Origin of the sequence: Peribacillus psychrosaccharolyticus ATCC 23296 (assembly GCF_000305495.1) — a bacterium.
Lineage (GTDB): Bacteria > Bacillota > Bacilli > Bacillales > DSM-1321 > Peribacillus > Peribacillus psychrosaccharolyticus.
Genome location: NZ_AJTN02000220.1, coordinates 1 through 15873 on the forward strand (window position 1 = coordinate 1; position 15873 = coordinate 15873).

The 15873-nt window shown below is 38.5% G+C and carries 18 protein-coding genes; 4 read left to right on the top strand and 14 right to left on the bottom strand.

Going from position 1 to position 15873, the window contains the following annotated elements; genetic code table 11:
- The 3 genes from WYK_RS16215 to WYK_RS16225 all read right to left on the bottom strand — a co-directional run.
- Window positions 1–812, bottom strand: an 812-nt coding sequence (locus WYK_RS16215) for a xanthine dehydrogenase family protein molybdopterin-binding subunit (RefSeq protein ID WP_040375522.1), incomplete at its 3' end; no start/stop codon positions are given.
- 28 nt (window positions 813–840) lie between these two features.
- Complete coding sequence (locus WYK_RS16220; RefSeq protein ID WP_051387595.1) at window positions 841–1440, bottom strand: nucleotidyltransferase family protein; 600 nt, start codon at window positions 1438–1440, stop codon at window positions 841–843.
- Window positions 1440–2381, bottom strand: coding sequence for an XdhC family protein (locus tag WYK_RS16225; protein ID WP_040375523.1), 942 nt, complete (start codon window positions 2379–2381; stop codon window positions 1440–1442). Before WYK_RS16225 ends, WYK_RS16220 begins: the two co-directional genes overlap by 1 nt.
- A gap of 247 nt (window positions 2382–2628) precedes the next feature.
- Between WYK_RS16225 and WYK_RS16230 the strand changes: the two genes are divergently transcribed.
- Window positions 2629–2811, top strand: a complete 183-nt coding sequence (locus tag WYK_RS16230) for a hypothetical protein (protein WP_040375524.1) — start codon at window positions 2629–2631, stop codon at window positions 2809–2811.
- A 56-nt stretch (window positions 2812–2867) separates the two neighbouring features.
- Here the strand turns inward: WYK_RS16230 and WYK_RS16235 are convergent, their stop codons facing one another.
- Together WYK_RS16235 and WYK_RS16240 are read right to left on the bottom strand one after the other, a co-directional pair.
- A complete protein-coding gene (locus tag WYK_RS16235) occupies window positions 2868–3323 on the bottom strand; it encodes a HEAT repeat domain-containing protein (protein WP_174391518.1) in 456 nt (151 codons plus the stop codon).
- Between the two features lie 218 nt (window positions 3324–3541).
- Window positions 3542–4522, bottom strand: a complete 981-nt coding sequence (locus WYK_RS16240; protein WP_040375526.1) for a Gfo/Idh/MocA family protein — start codon at window positions 4520–4522, stop codon at window positions 3542–3544.
- Between the two features lie 277 nt (window positions 4523–4799).
- On the opposite strand from WYK_RS16240, the gene WYK_RS16245 reads away from it, so the two are divergent.
- Both WYK_RS16245 and WYK_RS16250 read left to right on the top strand, forming a co-directional pair.
- The gene (locus tag WYK_RS16245; protein ID WP_040375527.1) at window positions 4800–5519 is read left to right on the top strand and encodes a YebC/PmpR family DNA-binding transcriptional regulator; all 720 of its coding nucleotides are present in this window, start codon (window positions 4800–4802) and stop codon (window positions 5517–5519) included.
- Window positions 5520–5618: 99 nt separating this feature from the next.
- Window positions 5619–6080 carry a GNAT family N-acetyltransferase gene (locus tag WYK_RS16250; RefSeq protein ID WP_040375528.1) on the top strand — a complete coding sequence of 154 codons (462 nt, stop codon included), beginning with the start codon at window positions 5619–5621 and terminating at the stop codon, window positions 6078–6080.
- A gap of 36 nt (window positions 6081–6116) precedes the next feature.
- On the opposite strand, the gene WYK_RS16255 is transcribed toward WYK_RS16250, so the two are convergent.
- The 3 genes from WYK_RS16255 to WYK_RS16265 all read right to left on the bottom strand — a co-directional run bounded on the left by WYK_RS16255 (window position 6117) and on the right by WYK_RS16265 (window position 9613).
- Entirely contained in the window at window positions 6117–7322 is a 1206-nt protein-coding gene (locus WYK_RS16255) for an iron-containing alcohol dehydrogenase (RefSeq protein WP_040375529.1), read from the bottom strand.
- Between the two features lie 56 nt (window positions 7323–7378).
- Complete coding sequence (locus tag WYK_RS16260) at window positions 7379–8896, bottom strand: aldehyde dehydrogenase family protein (RefSeq protein WP_040375530.1); 1518 nt, start codon at window positions 8894–8896, stop codon at window positions 7379–7381.
- A gap of 243 nt (window positions 8897–9139) precedes the next feature.
- A complete protein-coding gene (locus WYK_RS16265) occupies window positions 9140–9613 on the bottom strand; it encodes a branched-chain amino acid aminotransferase (RefSeq protein WP_235782535.1) in 474 nt (157 codons plus the stop codon).
- 175 nt (window positions 9614–9788) lie between these two features.
- Between WYK_RS16265 and WYK_RS16270 the strand changes: the two genes are divergently transcribed.
- Window positions 9789–11003: an NAD(P)/FAD-dependent oxidoreductase gene (locus WYK_RS16270; protein ID WP_326238959.1), complete on the top strand. Its 1215-nt coding sequence runs from the start codon at window positions 9789–9791 to the stop codon at window positions 11001–11003.
- A 139-nt stretch (window positions 11004–11142) separates the two neighbouring features.
- Here WYK_RS16270 and WYK_RS16275 read toward each other — a convergent pair whose 3' ends face one another.
- The 6 genes from WYK_RS16275 to WYK_RS16300 all read right to left on the bottom strand — a co-directional run bounded on the left by WYK_RS16275 (window position 11143) and on the right by WYK_RS16300 (window position 15637).
- A complete protein-coding gene (locus WYK_RS16275) occupies window positions 11143–11436 on the bottom strand; it encodes a hypothetical protein (RefSeq protein ID WP_040375532.1) in 294 nt (97 codons plus the stop codon).
- Window positions 11437–11549: 113 nt separating this feature from the next.
- Window positions 11550–12122 (bottom strand): site-specific integrase, encoded by a 573-nt coding sequence (locus tag WYK_RS16280; RefSeq protein WP_040375533.1) that lies wholly within the window; start codon window positions 12120–12122, stop codon window positions 11550–11552.
- Between the two features lie 490 nt (window positions 12123–12612).
- A complete protein-coding gene (locus tag WYK_RS16285) occupies window positions 12613–13428 on the bottom strand; it encodes an energy-coupling factor ABC transporter ATP-binding protein (RefSeq protein ID WP_235782536.1) in 816 nt (271 codons plus the stop codon).
- Window positions 13407–14249: an energy-coupling factor ABC transporter ATP-binding protein gene (locus WYK_RS16290; RefSeq protein WP_040375534.1), complete on the bottom strand. Its 843-nt coding sequence runs from the start codon at window positions 14247–14249 to the stop codon at window positions 13407–13409. The genes WYK_RS16285 and WYK_RS16290 overlap by 22 nt, the downstream gene beginning before the upstream one ends.
- Window positions 14246–15019, bottom strand: coding sequence for an energy-coupling factor transporter transmembrane component T family protein (locus WYK_RS16295; protein WP_235782537.1), 774 nt, complete (start codon window positions 15017–15019; stop codon window positions 14246–14248). The genes WYK_RS16290 and WYK_RS16295 overlap by 4 nt, the downstream gene beginning before the upstream one ends.
- 12 nt (window positions 15020–15031) lie before the next feature.
- Window positions 15032–15637, bottom strand: a complete 606-nt coding sequence (locus WYK_RS16300) for an ECF transporter S component (RefSeq protein WP_040375535.1) — start codon at window positions 15635–15637, stop codon at window positions 15032–15034.
- Window positions 15638–15873 lie beyond the last annotated feature (236 nt).

The following is a 15873-nucleotide window of genomic DNA, read 5'->3' on the forward strand; positions in this document are numbered from 1 at the left end:
ACGAGTCTGCCATTGACAGCCTTAGAAGCGATATATGCTAATAATTCAAGCTGTACGGCCGCTTTTCCACCATATCCCCCGCCAACGAGCGGTGTGTTTACAATAATCTTTCCGATATCTAGAGTAAAGTAATCAGCCAGCAAACGTTTAATCATGAATGGTGCTTGAGATGATGAATGGAGAATGACTTTTCCATCCGCATGAATTTCCGCTAGTGAACATCTTGTCTCCATAGCAGCATGATCAGAAGGGGAAAATGAAAAGGTTTCTTCCATCTTTACTTCACTTTCCAGCCAACCTTGGTCTTTGTTGCCTTTACGGATTTTGGTGCGGTTTGCAATATTAGTCCCTGGCTCTGGATATACTTCAGCAATTTTTTCATAGTCAGCTAGTTGTTTGTGGAGAATTGGAGACTTGGGATCTAAAGCTTGAGCAGGTGTATGAATAACGGGTAATGGTTCATACCAAACTTGAATAATATCCGCTGCGAATTGTGCCTGTTTGGGTGTATCTGCGACAATAAGTGCAACTACTTCTCCATGATAGCGGACTCTTTCATGAGCGATCGGGTATCGGTCTTTAATCTCTTCTCCTGTTAAGGGTAAATTGCCGCCTGTAATAATCGCGCGTACGCCAGGGGATTTTTCAGCACCACTTATGTCAATCTTTTTAATAAGTGCATGCCCATAGGGACTTATTACTTTTTTCACATGAAGAATGTTCGCTGATTGAATGTCCCCAGTGTAAATCGCTTGGCCGGTAACCTTCTCATAAGCATCTTTTCGAATGACACTTTTACCGATGGTATCCATAAATCCTCCTTTCTCGCTCCTTCTTTTATTACCTATTCCCCTCTATTTGGGTTTTCCAAAATAGATAATCTTTCTTTTGATCGATGTCTACAAATAGTTTTTCCTCATAAAAGGGTGCAAGGATTCCTTTATTCAAACTCTTCCTGAGGATGTGTTTTGCACCACGGTCTCCCTGGATCAACAATATATCTGGAAAGAGTTTTTTAGCAATAAGGATAGGTGGCTGAATACACCCTTGAAAGCTTGAAGCAACAAAGGAACAGGAAGGATTTTTTATGAATAAATCGATGAGATCATTAATCATATTTGTAGTAATAAAAGGTTGATCAGCAAGTAAAATGACGACTGCATCTGCTGTATTTGCGTATTCTATCCCCGTTTTTAGGGAGAGTGATTGACTAGGATTTAGGGAGTTTACTTCTATATGGGTAAATTTTTTTGTGCATTGGCCAGATAGTTCAAACGAATTTACAGCCGTAGAGAGTAAAATAACTTCTTGAAGTCTTGAGTCGAGTGCTTTTTCCAAACCCCAATTCCCCAATGCTTTATTCCCTAATTTCAAAGCTAGCTTGTTTGTTCCCATACGTGTACTGCTGCCTGCGGCCAGATAAATCCCCGTTATTTTCATTAAATTGGCCGCTGCCCATTTCTAACATGGATTAATTCAGCTACAATGCTTACAGCAATTTCATAGGGTCCCTTAGCGCTTATGTTGAGACCAATGGGGACATGAATACGATTTGGAATTTCGGTATCAAAAAGAAGTTCTGCCCGTTTTTTAGAACCTAGGATGCCTATATAACATAGTGGTTTGTTCATTACGAGAGCTAGTACTTCTCGATCTCGTTGAAGGTTATGTGTCATGATAATCACATAATCCTCTTTTTTGAAGAAAAGTCTCTGTCCAACATCGTTTGGAAAACCAATAAAATATTGATCCACTCCAGGTATTGACTCTTCATTACACAGTGCTGGCCGCCAATCACAAACCGTTACCGAAAATCCAGCCTGAGCAGCCAAGCTGACAACTGGCTGAACATCTACTCCTGCACCAAAAATAACTAATCTAGGTTTTGGCGTAATTCGTTGCGTATAGATATAATGATCCCTTATCGATTCATGGATTGATTTTCTGAAATGTTCCTCTTTGAACAAATCACTTGCAACTAATTCCCAATTCTTATTTAGCCTTCTTTGTTGGATCATTACGTTTCCTTGACTAAGCTGATTCCGCACATCCAGTAGTTTTCTTTTCAAATTTTCCTCAACAAACTCAAGTAAGATATATAATGTTCCGTGACAACCTGACTCTACTCCCCATTCTAGATCAGTTCCCATGTAAACAAGGGTTTCTGATTTTTTGCTTTCAAACACTCTCCTTGAGCGAAGAATAACATCTTCTTCCAGACAGCCTCCGCTTAGGATGCCTATATATGTTCCATCTTGTTTAATGAGCATAGAAGTACCCACACCCATGTAGGCAGAGCCTTTCACATGTATAATGGTGGCCAATACACATTCAGTAGAAGAAAGATGAAGTTCTTCAAGAATGTCATAGAATTGAACCATTTTATCCCCCTGAATTTTACTTATTTACAAACTTGTATTATTCATTTTATGTTCCGTATTAAAGAAAATGTATCTGAGATACTATGTAGGTAGTTATTTTTTTAATCTCGATGGACGGATAGACAATTAGGATGGAGTTTGAATAGGTTTTTATTCTAGTTAACCATAATATAGTTATGTATATTTGAATGGTATTCTTGAAACGAGACTAAACATGATATACTAGAAAAGGAATGGAAGTGAGAAAATGGCTACACTTGAAACCTTAGAAGAACGAATTAGAGAAACCGAACGAACCATTATGAATGCCAAAAAAGGAAATTTAAAAAATCCAGTCGACGTAAGTGACTATGAAACATATTTAACCTATTTAAAACAGAAGAGAAATAGTAAACAAAAACAACTTTCAAGAGAACAAGCCAAAAAGTAAATCGTTTTTACCCATAATAAAAAGGAGCAAAAATTTGCTCCTTTTTATTTACCGATTTACTTTTTATTTAATGACTCCCATGTACTCTCAAGCCATTTATCAAAATCTGCTCCCTTTTCACCTTCGTACGTATCATAGATGTCTAAACGCATATTTTTTAACTTCTCTTTAAAGTCATTATACGAATGATCTTTTGGTAAGCTTTTTTTAATTCTTAGCAAAGTTTTTGACGTGCCTTTAATTAGATCTCCTTGCTTACGTGTTGGTGGTTTAATCCCATCCGTTAACCCTAGACCCTTTAGTTGACGGTAAGCCGCTTCTTGTACTTTATATACAGCGTCATCGTTCATAAGGCGTACTAAAATATCGATGGTTTGAGTGTTTTTAGACTGCCCCAGTTCTTCAACAGCATCTAACCGTTCACGCCAATCAGATTTTCTGCCGGCTGATTTTTTTAGTTCTTCATAATTTTCTGGTAGTCCAATTGATTGTTTGTTAGTCAATATAGTCATTCTCCTTCTGTCTTATGTAAAGATCATGTTTACTGTTATAATAAACCTGCTATTACAATCCGCTATTTACTAAGAAAAATTTTTCTTATCTTTCTTATTATACTCTATTCCTTATGCTAACATAATAAAAGTCTGCATCTTTCTATCGTTTTAATGAAAAACAGAGAAAACAGTGGCATACTTCATGTCTGCCGCCGTTTCCTCTGCCAACCTTTTTATCACTCGAACGGATAACGAAGCTCCCATTGCGTACGAATTTCATCGATGATTTTCATAATGCCTAGTGATTCATCAAGCGGCATTATCGAACTTTCCGTCATCCCTTCCTGTATACATCTGCTGACTTCTTCAGCTTCGAACGAATAACCATCTGTACTGCGTTCATCCGTATATGTTTCGACTACCTGATTGTCCCGGAATAACGAGGCTGTTTTTGCCATCAGAAAATTAGGAATGTAAATCGAGCCTTCTGTTCCATAGATATAAGCATCATTGTTAAGATTTAGACGAACGGCTCCGTTAAGTGAGGCTGTTTTTCCATTAGGATACGATAGCAAGACGGAGAATTGTTCATCAACACCTGTTGAACCAATGTAAGCTGTACTAGTTATCTTATCGGGTTTAGTGCCAAGTACCATAGAAGCAAACGATATAGGATAAATCCCAGCATCTAACAGCGCGCCGCCTCCTAAGTTAGGATTAAGCAGTCGATTGGCTGGATCCCAATCTATACGAAAACCAAAATCTGCTTTTAACAGTTGAACTTCACCGATTTTTCCTTCTGAAAGCCATTGTCTGACCTTTTGAATAGACGGTAAAAAGCGTGTCCACATCGCCTCCATAAGAAAGAGTTTATTCTCCCTGGCATACTGGATTAGTTCCTCTAGTTCTGAAGAATGAACAGTGAATGGTTTTTCACACAATACCGCTTTCCCCGCACGCAAACTAGTTAACACATTTTCTTTATGAAAAGGATGTGGTGTTGCCACATAAATGACATCAACATCAGAATCAAGAACCAATTCTTGATAACTGCCATAACTTCGTGGAATAGCATGTTCAGCTGCAAACTTTTGAGCATTTTCGCTTGTTCTTGAACCAACAGCCGCTAACTCCGCCGTATTTACCTGTTTTAAATCAGCTGCAAATTTCTCTGCAATCCATCCCGTACCCATAATGCCCCATTTTGTTTTAGCCATATATCCTCCCTATTATCCCTTATTTTGTATTTATACCATTTTAATACAATCAATTGTGAGATAAAAGAATAAAGCTTTAGAACTTTGTCTGCCTATAACTCAAAAATCAACAGCTTGTATGTTACCCAATTATAAAATTGTCAAAAGCGGTTCTGCTTAATGATTATTAATCTCGCAATAAATAAGGTATAATGGTTGCGAATGGTCTTTTCAATATGTGACTGAACTGGACTTATTGTGAATCGTATTTTAAAAAGTCGAAAGAGAGTGAGAAAATATGGGTCGTAAGTGGAACAATATTAAAGAGAAGAAAGCTTCGAAGGATGCAAATACAAGTCGTATTTATGCGAAATTCGGACGGGAAATTTATGTGGTAGCGAAGCAAGGTGAACCTGATCCCGAATCAAATCAGGCCTTACGTGTCGTTCTTGAACGGGCAAAAACATATAATGTACCTAGAGTAATTATTGACCGTGCCATCGAAAAAGCAAAAGGCGGTTCAGAAGAAAATTATGATGAGCTGCGTTACGAAGGTTTCGGGCCGAATGGTTCTATGGTCATTGTTGATGCTTTGACTAATAACGTTAATCGTACAGCATCAGATGTTCGTGCGGCATTTGGTAAAAATGGCGGCAACATGGGTGTAAGCGGCTCGGTTGCTTATATGTTTGATGCTACTGCCGTAATTGGTATTGAAGGAAAATCTGCAGATGATGTTCTTGAGCTATTAATGGAAGCGGATGTTGATGTTCGCGATATCATTGAAGAAGACGAAAGCGTCATTGTTTATGCTGAGCCTGATCAATTCCATACTGTACAACAAGCATTCAAGGATGCAGGTATTACTGAGTTCACGGTTGCTGAATTAACAATGGTTGCCCAAAATGATTTAGCTCTCTCAGAAGACGCACAAGAACAATTTGAAAAAATGATTGAAGCATTAGAAGATTTAGAAGATGTACAGCAAGTCTACCACAACGTGGAGTTAGGCGAATAATCAACAAAAGAGGAGCTGAGTTCAGCTCCTTTTTTGTGTTTACATAGAGAAACACATACCATTCTGTCAGCATAGAATAGTGAATAGGCGGTGAGAACTGTGCATATTAGGCCAACGAAGAATTATGAAATCATTGCAAAACTAAATCGGCATGTTCACTCCTTGCATGCCGCACTTTATCCTAAGCACTTCAAAAAATATAATTATCCAGAAGTTAGAGAAACCTTTAAATATTTAATAGACAATGATCAGTTTATTTTTCTTCTATTAGAGGATCATCAAGAAGCAATTGGCTACGTATGGATAGAAATAATCTTTTATCCAGAAAATGCGTTTAGATCGAGTTATCAGTCGGTATATGTACATCAGATAGGATTAAGAGCGGACCAAAAGAAAAAGGGGTATGGCACACTTCTTATGGATGAGGTATATACGATTGCAAAGAAGAATGATATCGAGTTAATTGAACTAGATTACTGGTTTGAAAATACTGATGCTAAAGAGTTTTATAAAAAGCATCAATTTAATAATTGCAGAGAGTTTGTGTATAAACAACTGTAAAAGGCATGTTTGAAAAAATCAAACATGCCACTTATATTAAATCACTTTTACCTTCGTTCCAATAATGACCTCTTTTGATACTTTCGTAATAACATCTTCACGTACTTTATAAAGCATTGCAATCGGATCAGCTTGTACTAATGGAATTAACCCTGGGATATCTTCAGGGTCTATCTTATATTCAGTGAAATCTTCCGGCAGGTTAATATCTTCTCTGAGTGAGATGATTTTCTCAATACATTGTTTTAGACACGTTTTTGAATCAGATGACGCATCATCAACCCGTAAGGCCTCCGCTAATCCTTGGATCTTATCCAGATAAAGTTCTGGGAGATGCGTCATAACATTCGGTAATAAAACGGCATTGGCCAGTCCGTGCGGAATATTATACTTTGCCCCAAAACTATGAGCAAGGTTATGCACTGGTACCGCATCAACAGCCAGGCAAAAACTTAAGATCGCCATAGAACTTGCTTGCAGCATATTCGAACGGGCTGCTAAGTTTTTCCCTTCATGAACGGCCGTTTTTAGATTATCTATGACCAATCTAATTGATTGAAGTGCCAAAGCATCTGTCATGGCATTTGATTTATTTGAAAAATATCCTTCAATCCCATGTGTGAGGGCGTCCATCCCGGTGAAGGCAGTGATTTTCGGCGGCAGACCGAGTGTTAAATCCGGGTCCAATATTGCATAGTCGGCACTAATATATGGATTAAAAATATTACATTTAACCCCTAATCTTTCATTAAGAATAACTGCACCTGGAGAAACCTCTGAACCAGTACCCGCAGTAGTAGGAATGGCAACATGCGGCGTAGCAAATGGCAGAGAATCCCTTCCTTCGGCTATTGTCCCCATGACTGCGAGACTAATATCACTAACTTTATGATGGATGGCCCATTTAACGCCTTTTACGGTATCCATTACACTTCCGCCGCCTAATGAAATAAGGCAATCGCCATTTCTTTCTTTATAAAAGGAAATGGCCTCATTAATATAGCTGGATTTTGCATCTTGTTCGATATTATCAAACACACCTGCCAGTTGAATACCTGGTACTCTTTCGAATAAATCAATTATTGTTTGTGTGATGCCGGCATTTGTTAACCCTTTGTCTGAATAAAGAACAGGTCGTGTGCCTCCTAATTCTTTAATAACATCCGGAAGTAAAATACGAGTACCTGAACCACTTTTTATAATTGTATGTTGGTAATATTCATAATAAGATGTTACTTTCATCAGATCTCCTCCACCTATATCAACTTTTTTTATTCAGTAACTGTCCTTACTTCTTATTAAAAGATCAAACCGAAACTTTTACGTTGACCTATTTCACTAGCTAGAGATGTATGAATATGTTTTGTTTCCGTATACTCATCAAACATTCTTTTCCCTAATTCACGGCCCGTACCGCTTTGCTTATAACCGCCAAATGGGGCGTCATTTCGGAAAGCATGCCAGTCATTAATCCAGACAGTACCCGCTTTCAACTTGCCCGCAATTTGATTGGCTTTCGTAATATCTTTAGACCAAACCCCTGCTGCTAATCCATAGATGGTATCATTGGCTATGGCAATCGCTTCTTCTTCAGTAGAGTATTTGATGACGGATAAGACTGGACCAAAAATCTCTTCTTGGGCAATTTTCATGTCATTCGTTACATCTGCAAAGATCGTCGGTTCAATAAAGTAGCCTTCATCCAGATTCTCTCCAGAAGCTCGTTTCCCTCCGCAGACTAATCGTGCACCTTCATCTAGACCCGATTTAATATACGATAAAATGGTTTCCATTTGATGCTTAGATACTACCGGCCCCATACCCGTGGCAGGATCCATCGGATTACCAAGCTTAATTTTTGAACTTGCTGCTGCCAGTTTTTCAACCACTTCTTCATAAATGGAGTCATGAACGAGAAGCCGCGTTCCAGATTCACATACCTGACCTGAATGGAAGAATACTCCGAATAAAATACCAGGAATCGCTGTTTCAAAATCCACATCCGGAAGTACAATCGATGGAGACTTGCCTCCTAACTCAAGGGTCACTTTTTTGATTGTTCCAGCAGCTAAGCTCATAATTTTTTTACCGACCTCGGTTGAACCGGTAAAAGCTACTTTATCTACTTGCGGATGCGTAACCAATGCCTCTCCAACCACTCCGCCGGGTCCTGTTATCACATTGAACACACCAGGCGGCAAACCCGCTTCTATTGCTAGTTCCGCCAACTTCAAAGTTCCAAGCGGTGTATTGGTGGCAGGCTTAACAATAATTGAATTACCCATTGCTAAAGCAGGAGCAATTTTCCACATTGCTAGAATCAATGGGAAATTCCACGGCGTAATAGCGGCGACAACACCCAGTGGCTCTCGAACGATTTCACTTCTGCTGGCTCCCACATAATCAACAACAGGTAAAGGCTCAACAAATTCATATTTCAAGGCGTAATCAGCTGTATCTTTAAGTGTCATAGCAAGCTGCATGATATCTGCTCCAGCAAGCTTCCTTATCGTGCCTCCAGAACTTATGCCTTCTAAATAGATTATTTCATTGGCGTGTTCCTGTATTTTGGCAGCAAAACGAAGCAGGACTTGAGAACGTTCGACAACAGACTTATTCGACCAAACCCCTGATTCGTATGTTTCACGTGCAGATTTTACTACTTGCTCAACTTCTATTAGTGAGGATTTGGCAGCCTTTGCGGCAATCTGACCATTGGCAGGATTCACAATGTCAAAGGTCTCCCCATTGGAAGCTGGCACCCATTCTCCATTAATATAATTTGCAAATTCAGTTACTTTCGTTTCAACAGTCATTGCATAATCCTCCTTCAATTGATAAAGAATGAACGAAAAAACCCAACTTATAAAGCGCTTACATTATGAGTACAAACAAAAATGATTATCCTGATTAAAAAGCCCCCCTATTCTTGACATTCTAAAGTCCTGTATTCTCCTTTATTTGGAATATCCCTTCAAAATAATTGAAAATTATAAAAATTTATTATTTCCACAATAAAAAAGCCCATATCATTTCGATATGGGTCCTGATTATCTCTATTACTTACCTTCTTCCGCCGCTTCAGCAAGTGTAAATAAGAACGAGTAAATTAATTGAAAGGCTTCGCCAATCGATAGATCTTCATGAAAACCTTCTACATGGTTTAGTGGAAAATTGAAATTCCAAACACCTTCGTCACCACTGAACAGTAAATTGTATTTCACAGACTCACCATTTAGTGCACTATTTACATACGTTTTAATAACAGGTCCGAATTTTTTTTGCAGTTTTAAACCAAGCATGACGTCATATGTTCCGAAAACATCATCGACTTCTAAAGAAATGGTCTCTACGTTAATTAGCTCAAACCATTTTGATTCTAAATAGATAAACTCATTTTTATGTGTTTTTAAATAATCAAGGGGCTGTTTGAGAAAGTCATTACTTTCTTCCGCTAATAACTCCTCTGATTCTTTATCACTTCGCTCAATATAAGCATCAGAGAATCGTAATGCTGCATCCTTTACCTTCAATTGGATGTCATTGTCTACTAGTTTGTTTTTTCTATATACTCTTTTTCTTCTTTATAGACGTCAAGGGTATTTACCGTTAGTTCTTTCTTTACATAGTCAATCATTTGGTTACGCAACATGTTCCAGTTCCTCCTAGGTATGTACAACTTCTCCCTATTATACCGCATTCCGACGCTTGATAAAACCAGCTGAATGCTTTCCTGAAAAAGCTTTTTGTGAGAAACTAGTTAGAGTACTCAATGACGACAGAAAAAGGATGTATGTAAAAATGAAAAAAGTTATTATTGTCGGCGCAGGGATCCTAGGAGCTTCTACAGCCTATCAGCTTGCAAAATCTGGCGCTGAAGTGATTATAGTAGACCGAAGAGATAAAGGACAAGCGACAGCTGCAGCAGCTGGTATCGTCTGCCCCTGGGTATCACAACGCCGTAACCAAGCATGGTATCAGCTTGCAAAGTCAGGAGCTCGTTTTTACCCTAGTCTTATTGAAAATCTAAAACAAGATGGTGAAACAAATACCGGATATGCCAAAGTTGGAGCCATTAGCTTACATACGGATCAACAAAAACTAAAAGCTATGGAAAAACGGGCGCTTAAACGGAAAGAGGATGCACCAGAAATCGGCGAATTACTTCCTTTAACTCCAGAACAAACACGCAAAGCCTTTCCGCCACTGAATGAAGGGTACGAAGCCTTATTTATTGGCGGAGCTGCCCGAGTTGACGGACGTGCCTTACGAGACGCTCTCCTGCGCGCAGCACAAAAAAACGGCGCTGTGCTTCTTTATGGAGATGCAGTTCTGCGTTATGAAGGGGCAACAGTCATTGGTGTTCAGGTTGAGGAAGAAGAATACCTGTCTGATTCTGTTATAGTCTGTGCGGGGGCATGGGCCAACTCATTACTTAAGCCTCTTGGAGTCGAGATGCAAGTATCTTTTCAAAAAGCACAAATTATCCACCTGGAAATTCCCAATCATGATACAAGTAAGTGGCCTGTCGTTATGCCTCAAAGTGATCAGTACCTGCTTGCTTTTGACGAACAACGAATTGTCGCTGGAGCAACACATGAAAATACAGAACAACTTGATAATCGAGTCACCGCCGTCGGTCTTAATGAGGTATTCCAGAAGGCTTTAGATACAGCTCCCGGATTAGGGAACAGTACTTTCGTAGAGGCCAGGGTCGGTTTCCGTCCTTATACACCAGGGTTTCTCCCGGTTATTGGTGCAGTACCAGGCTGGGAAGGAATCATTTTTGCTAATGGTCTCGGAGCTTCAGGACTTACAATGGGACCTTATATTGGTTCACAACTCGCAAAACTTGCCCTCGGTCAGGAACTAGAAATTAATCTAGATTTGTATCCAGTAAGCGGGGCTATAAAAGAAACATAAGAAAGCAAAAACCGTCCAATTATTCTTGGACGGTTTTTGTTTACGAGTATAGCAACGCTGAATGATCAGGTGAACCACTCGGAATTATATATATTAATATAATAATTCGAAGGCTGTTTCACATAGTAATTGATTAATTTTATAACCCGATTTCTACTTCGCCGTCTTCCGTAATCTGAATCGACTGGAAGCTATTCATGAATTCAGGACCATTCATCATTTCAAATCGAGCTAACTTTTCCTGCCCGATTTTATAGGCTTCTTGATCGACAATTAAAATATACTTGTAGATAGCCACTCCGCCAAGCTCAGTTGTTTTTTTATGAAGAAAGGCATCCGCATATTGAGTGGTAAAGTACTCTTTAGCTTCTTCATGACTGCCGAAAATCGGAAGTTTACTTTCTTCGTCCGGTGTAATTTTATGAATTCCCATGGTATGTACTCCTCCTTATGATATCCAATTTTCTATTATACCCTATATTGAAGTATTATTGCGAAATAAGCTCTTATTAGATTTTCTATCTAAAAAAAACAAGTCTGAATAGATCAAAAATAGAAATCCATCAGCGTTTCGTCCATTAAATCTTGTGTCAAGCCTATGTAAATCATTGTATCTTTTGGGTTAGAGTGATTCAAGATTTGCTGTAACAGGGCTAAATCCTTAAATTTTTGATAATGAAGATAGCCAAAGGTCTTTCGTAATGTATGGGTGCCCACATCTTGAACACCTGCCATTTCAGCGGCTTTATTCAAAATCCGATAAGCTTGCACACGTGTTATTGGCCCTGCTCCCTTTCTGCTTGGAAATAAATAGTCAGAAGCTGAAAGTTTAGCGTGTTTTGTGTATCGGCGGACTTCTTTTCGCAATTGTGGATTAACGAGGAACCTTTTTGTCTTTTCTGTCTTTTGCTCAATAATAACAATATGTGTTCCACCAAGAATATCGTTTACGCGAAGCTGCAAAAGATCTCCTATCCGTAACCCAATATTTATTCCGATAGAAAACATCATGTAATCTCGATAACTACAATATTTCAATAATGCTTTTTTCATTTTTTCTATCTGATCCAGTCTGCGGATCGGCTGGACATTTCTTATTTTAGGCGACGTTATCCCCATGGTAGTGACAATCCCCTTTCCCTCTTTTTATTGTACAGTCTATGTAGATTTTAATGCAAGTTTTTTAATTTATGACCCCTCCAAAAACGTTGATTTAACGGGATTTCGAATGTATCAATAAAGGTACTTTGTTACATTCATAATTTTCCAATAATATATATTGAAATGAATAGAGTTATAGCCATATAGTCTGTAACGCGTTTTAAAGGTCCTTTAAGATTTAGAAGTGATTCAGAAAGGAAATACCTTAAACTAAAAAAACCGTGCTTTAAACAGGCATTTCAGCGCACGTTTTTTCTTGAATTGTGCTCAAATCGGTAATTTATACGTAGAATGGAAGGGATTTTCACCCAACTTTATTTGAAGCCATCAGGGTAGTCTCTATCCTAATATATCGATTCCGCGACTTATTCCCCTAGTAACAAAAAACAAGCCCCTTAAAACGGATTTTAAGGGGGGCGGATTTTGGAAAACTATTAATTAAATTTCTTTATAACTTTGAATCTTTAATAAATTCATCTATCGTTAGAACGGTTTTGTTTTTTTCTAATAAATAACCTAGTTGGGTAACATGGGGGAGATTTAAACCAGCTTGCACCAAAACATCTTTTTGTAAAAAGATTTCACGGGTGGTACCATCTAGCAATATTTTCCCATTAGCCAGTACAATTGTACGTGCAAATGTCTCAGCAACGAAATCCATATCATGGATAATCGTAATAACCCACTTACCCTTTTTTTGAAGGTCATGGATGACGCGTTTGATGGTTTCTTTTCCAGCATAATCCTGCGCAATGGTCGGCTCATCAAAAATAACAATATCTGTATTCATAGCAATGATTGACGCGATACTAATTAACTTTCGTTCGGATAAACTGAGATCATAGGGGTGATCGTCTTTCTTATCTTCCATTCCGACCATTAGTAGGGCATTCATACTATTTGTTATCGCTTCTTCCTTTGGTTGTCCAACATTCAGCGGTCCAAACATCACCTCATCTATAACCTTACTTTTAAAGATCTGGTCATTCGGATTCTGAAAGACAAGTCCAATATAACCCGCTAGTTTAGCAACCGAAACAACTCTTGTATCCTGGTCATTTATCCATATTTCCCCTGAAGCCGGCTTCAATAGACCTTTCAACAATTTGACTAGGGTAGTTTTGCCCGCTCCATTTTGACCAATAATGGCTGTAGTCCGCTGATCAAAGGTTAGCGAAATGTCTGTTAATATAGGGTCTTCTTTTTTATAATAAAAAGAAAGTGACTTGACGGTAATTGATGTCATTCTGTCGACACCATCCATTCATAGGCTTCTTCGAGTGTAATTGGGTAGAGCCCAGTGTTTTTATTCCTTATTCCAAGCTGTCTGCAAATTTGCGTATACACTGGTGGAGGTACACCGTAGTCTAGAATGTCAGCGCGGGAAAACACCTTTTGCGGGCTATCAAAGTCAATAATACCTCCATTCGCCATTAACATAATCCGATCAGCATATTTAGCGATACTTTCGATTTTGTGTTCAACCATAATGACGGTCATACCCTCTTTGCTAAGAGCATTGATAGCACGGAAAACTTCCTCTGTCCCTTTTGGGTCCAATTGTGACGTAGGTTCATCCAGGATAATTACCTCAGGTCTCATTGTAATAATACTTGCAATAGCCATCCGCTGCATCTGTCCGCCCGATAATTCAAATGGGTTTTGATTTCTACATTCATAGATATCAAGCAGTTTTAAAGCTTGATCAATTCGCATTTTCATTTCTTTCTGTGGAATGCCAAGGTTCTCTAAACCAAATGCAATTTCTTCATAGACGGTTAGTTTAGATCCAGAAATTTGTGTGAACGGATTTTGAAAAACAATCCCTGCTTTTTCACTGATTGTATTTACATCAGATTCCTGTACATTTATCCCATTAATTTCGACAATCCCGCCATAGGCCCCTTTATGAAAGTGTGGAACTAAACCAATTAATGCTTGGCAAAGCGTTGATTTACCAGCAAGATTCTGCCCAACAATCCCAATGAATTCTCCTTTATTAATAGCAAACGAAAGATCTACTAAAGTCAGTTCTTTCTTTAATGGGTAACGATAGTTTAAATGACGAACGCTAATTATACTCATTGGAAAATCCTCCACCCTATTGCCCCAGCAAGCACAACCATCATCACAATCTGCAGAGGAAACCCAATCCTAGAAAAGGTTGGCTCAACTAAATAACTTTTTTTTGCAGTGGAATTAAAGCCGCGAACTTCAAGTGCCATTGAACGCTCGCGGGTACTAACAAGAGCATTCATAATGACCGGTCCAAGCAAAGGGAAAAACGCTTTAATTCTTGTAATCAGTTTCCCTTCCGTTTCTATTCCCCGTGACCGTTGAGCATCTGAAATAGTAGCCATAGTCGAACGCATTTCAGGGATAATTTGCATAACCGAGTTCAGTACGTAGCCTATTTTAGCAGGTAATCCTTTTTTCATGAGACTCTGGATTAAATCAGATGGCTTCGTAGTCAGTACGAGTATACAAACCGAGCAAAGCAGGGTCGTAACCCTCAGAATAATACGGACTGCAACAAGCAAACCTTCTTCATAAAACCGTATAAAACCAACAGAAAAGAAAAGGGTTTCATTTTTTGGTGAATATAATCCTTGGATAACCAAAATAGAAAGCAGCAGTATAAAGCTTAGTCCTAAAATGGGCAGTGTTTGTTTAAATACTTTTCCTAGTAATAGCAGCAATATACAAAAAATCAAGATACCGACAGACCAATAAATGTTTTGGAGAATCAAAGGAAAACTTAACGAAAAAAGTATAAAGACCAACTTCGTAATTGGATCAATTGTATGTACCAGTGAGGTACGATCTTGATACAAACTTAATGCTTTTATAACCAAACACCTGCTTTCTTACAGCTGTTCTACACGATTTTTCTCATTTTTAAATAGTTGATCAAGACTGTTCGGCAGCCCTTTGTATAGTAAAAACGAAATCACAACTACGGCTATTTTATCAGGTATATCCACCACTAATTCATCAAGGGAGGATGCCAGCCAAAGCGGAAAATCATTCGCAATCAGTGTGGCAAATAGTGCATCTCCCCAAACATTCCCTGTCTGTCCTCCCCAATAGATGATATTGATGGGTGTTGATATGACGGCAGCGACGAGACTAATAACAAGCCCCATTAAAACAGCCATGCCTATATTCCGAATCCACCCTTTATACGCCATAACGCCAGCAGCAATCCCGATTCCTACGCTTGTTAATGCGTACACAAATGAGACAGGATCTAAAGTCAGCCCGTAGATAATATTATTAATCAACCCACAAAGTGCTCCAACGATCGGTCCAGCCAGCATCGCTGCTAAGATTGTTCCAATGGAATCAAGCCACAAAGGCAGTTTGAGAACGCCTGCAAATAACTTTCCTATATAATTAATACCGACTGCAGCCGGTATCAAAACAATGGAAGCCGTAGATAATTTAAAACTCCACATATTTGTTTTCGACATAACGAGTCCCTCCACTCATTTTTGTAATAGTAAGATTATCTAGTTTACCATAATATGATTATGTAACTTTATTTAATAAAATTATTTCCCCCTCTAATGTATCTAGTGATGTTACTAATAAAGTTTACTTCTGTCTTGTCACCCCCGCTTTTATTAATATATCAAATTTGTTCATAATAATCCTTATATTCTATAAATTTATTTAGCTAACAATACAAGTTTTTTTGAAGGAGTTC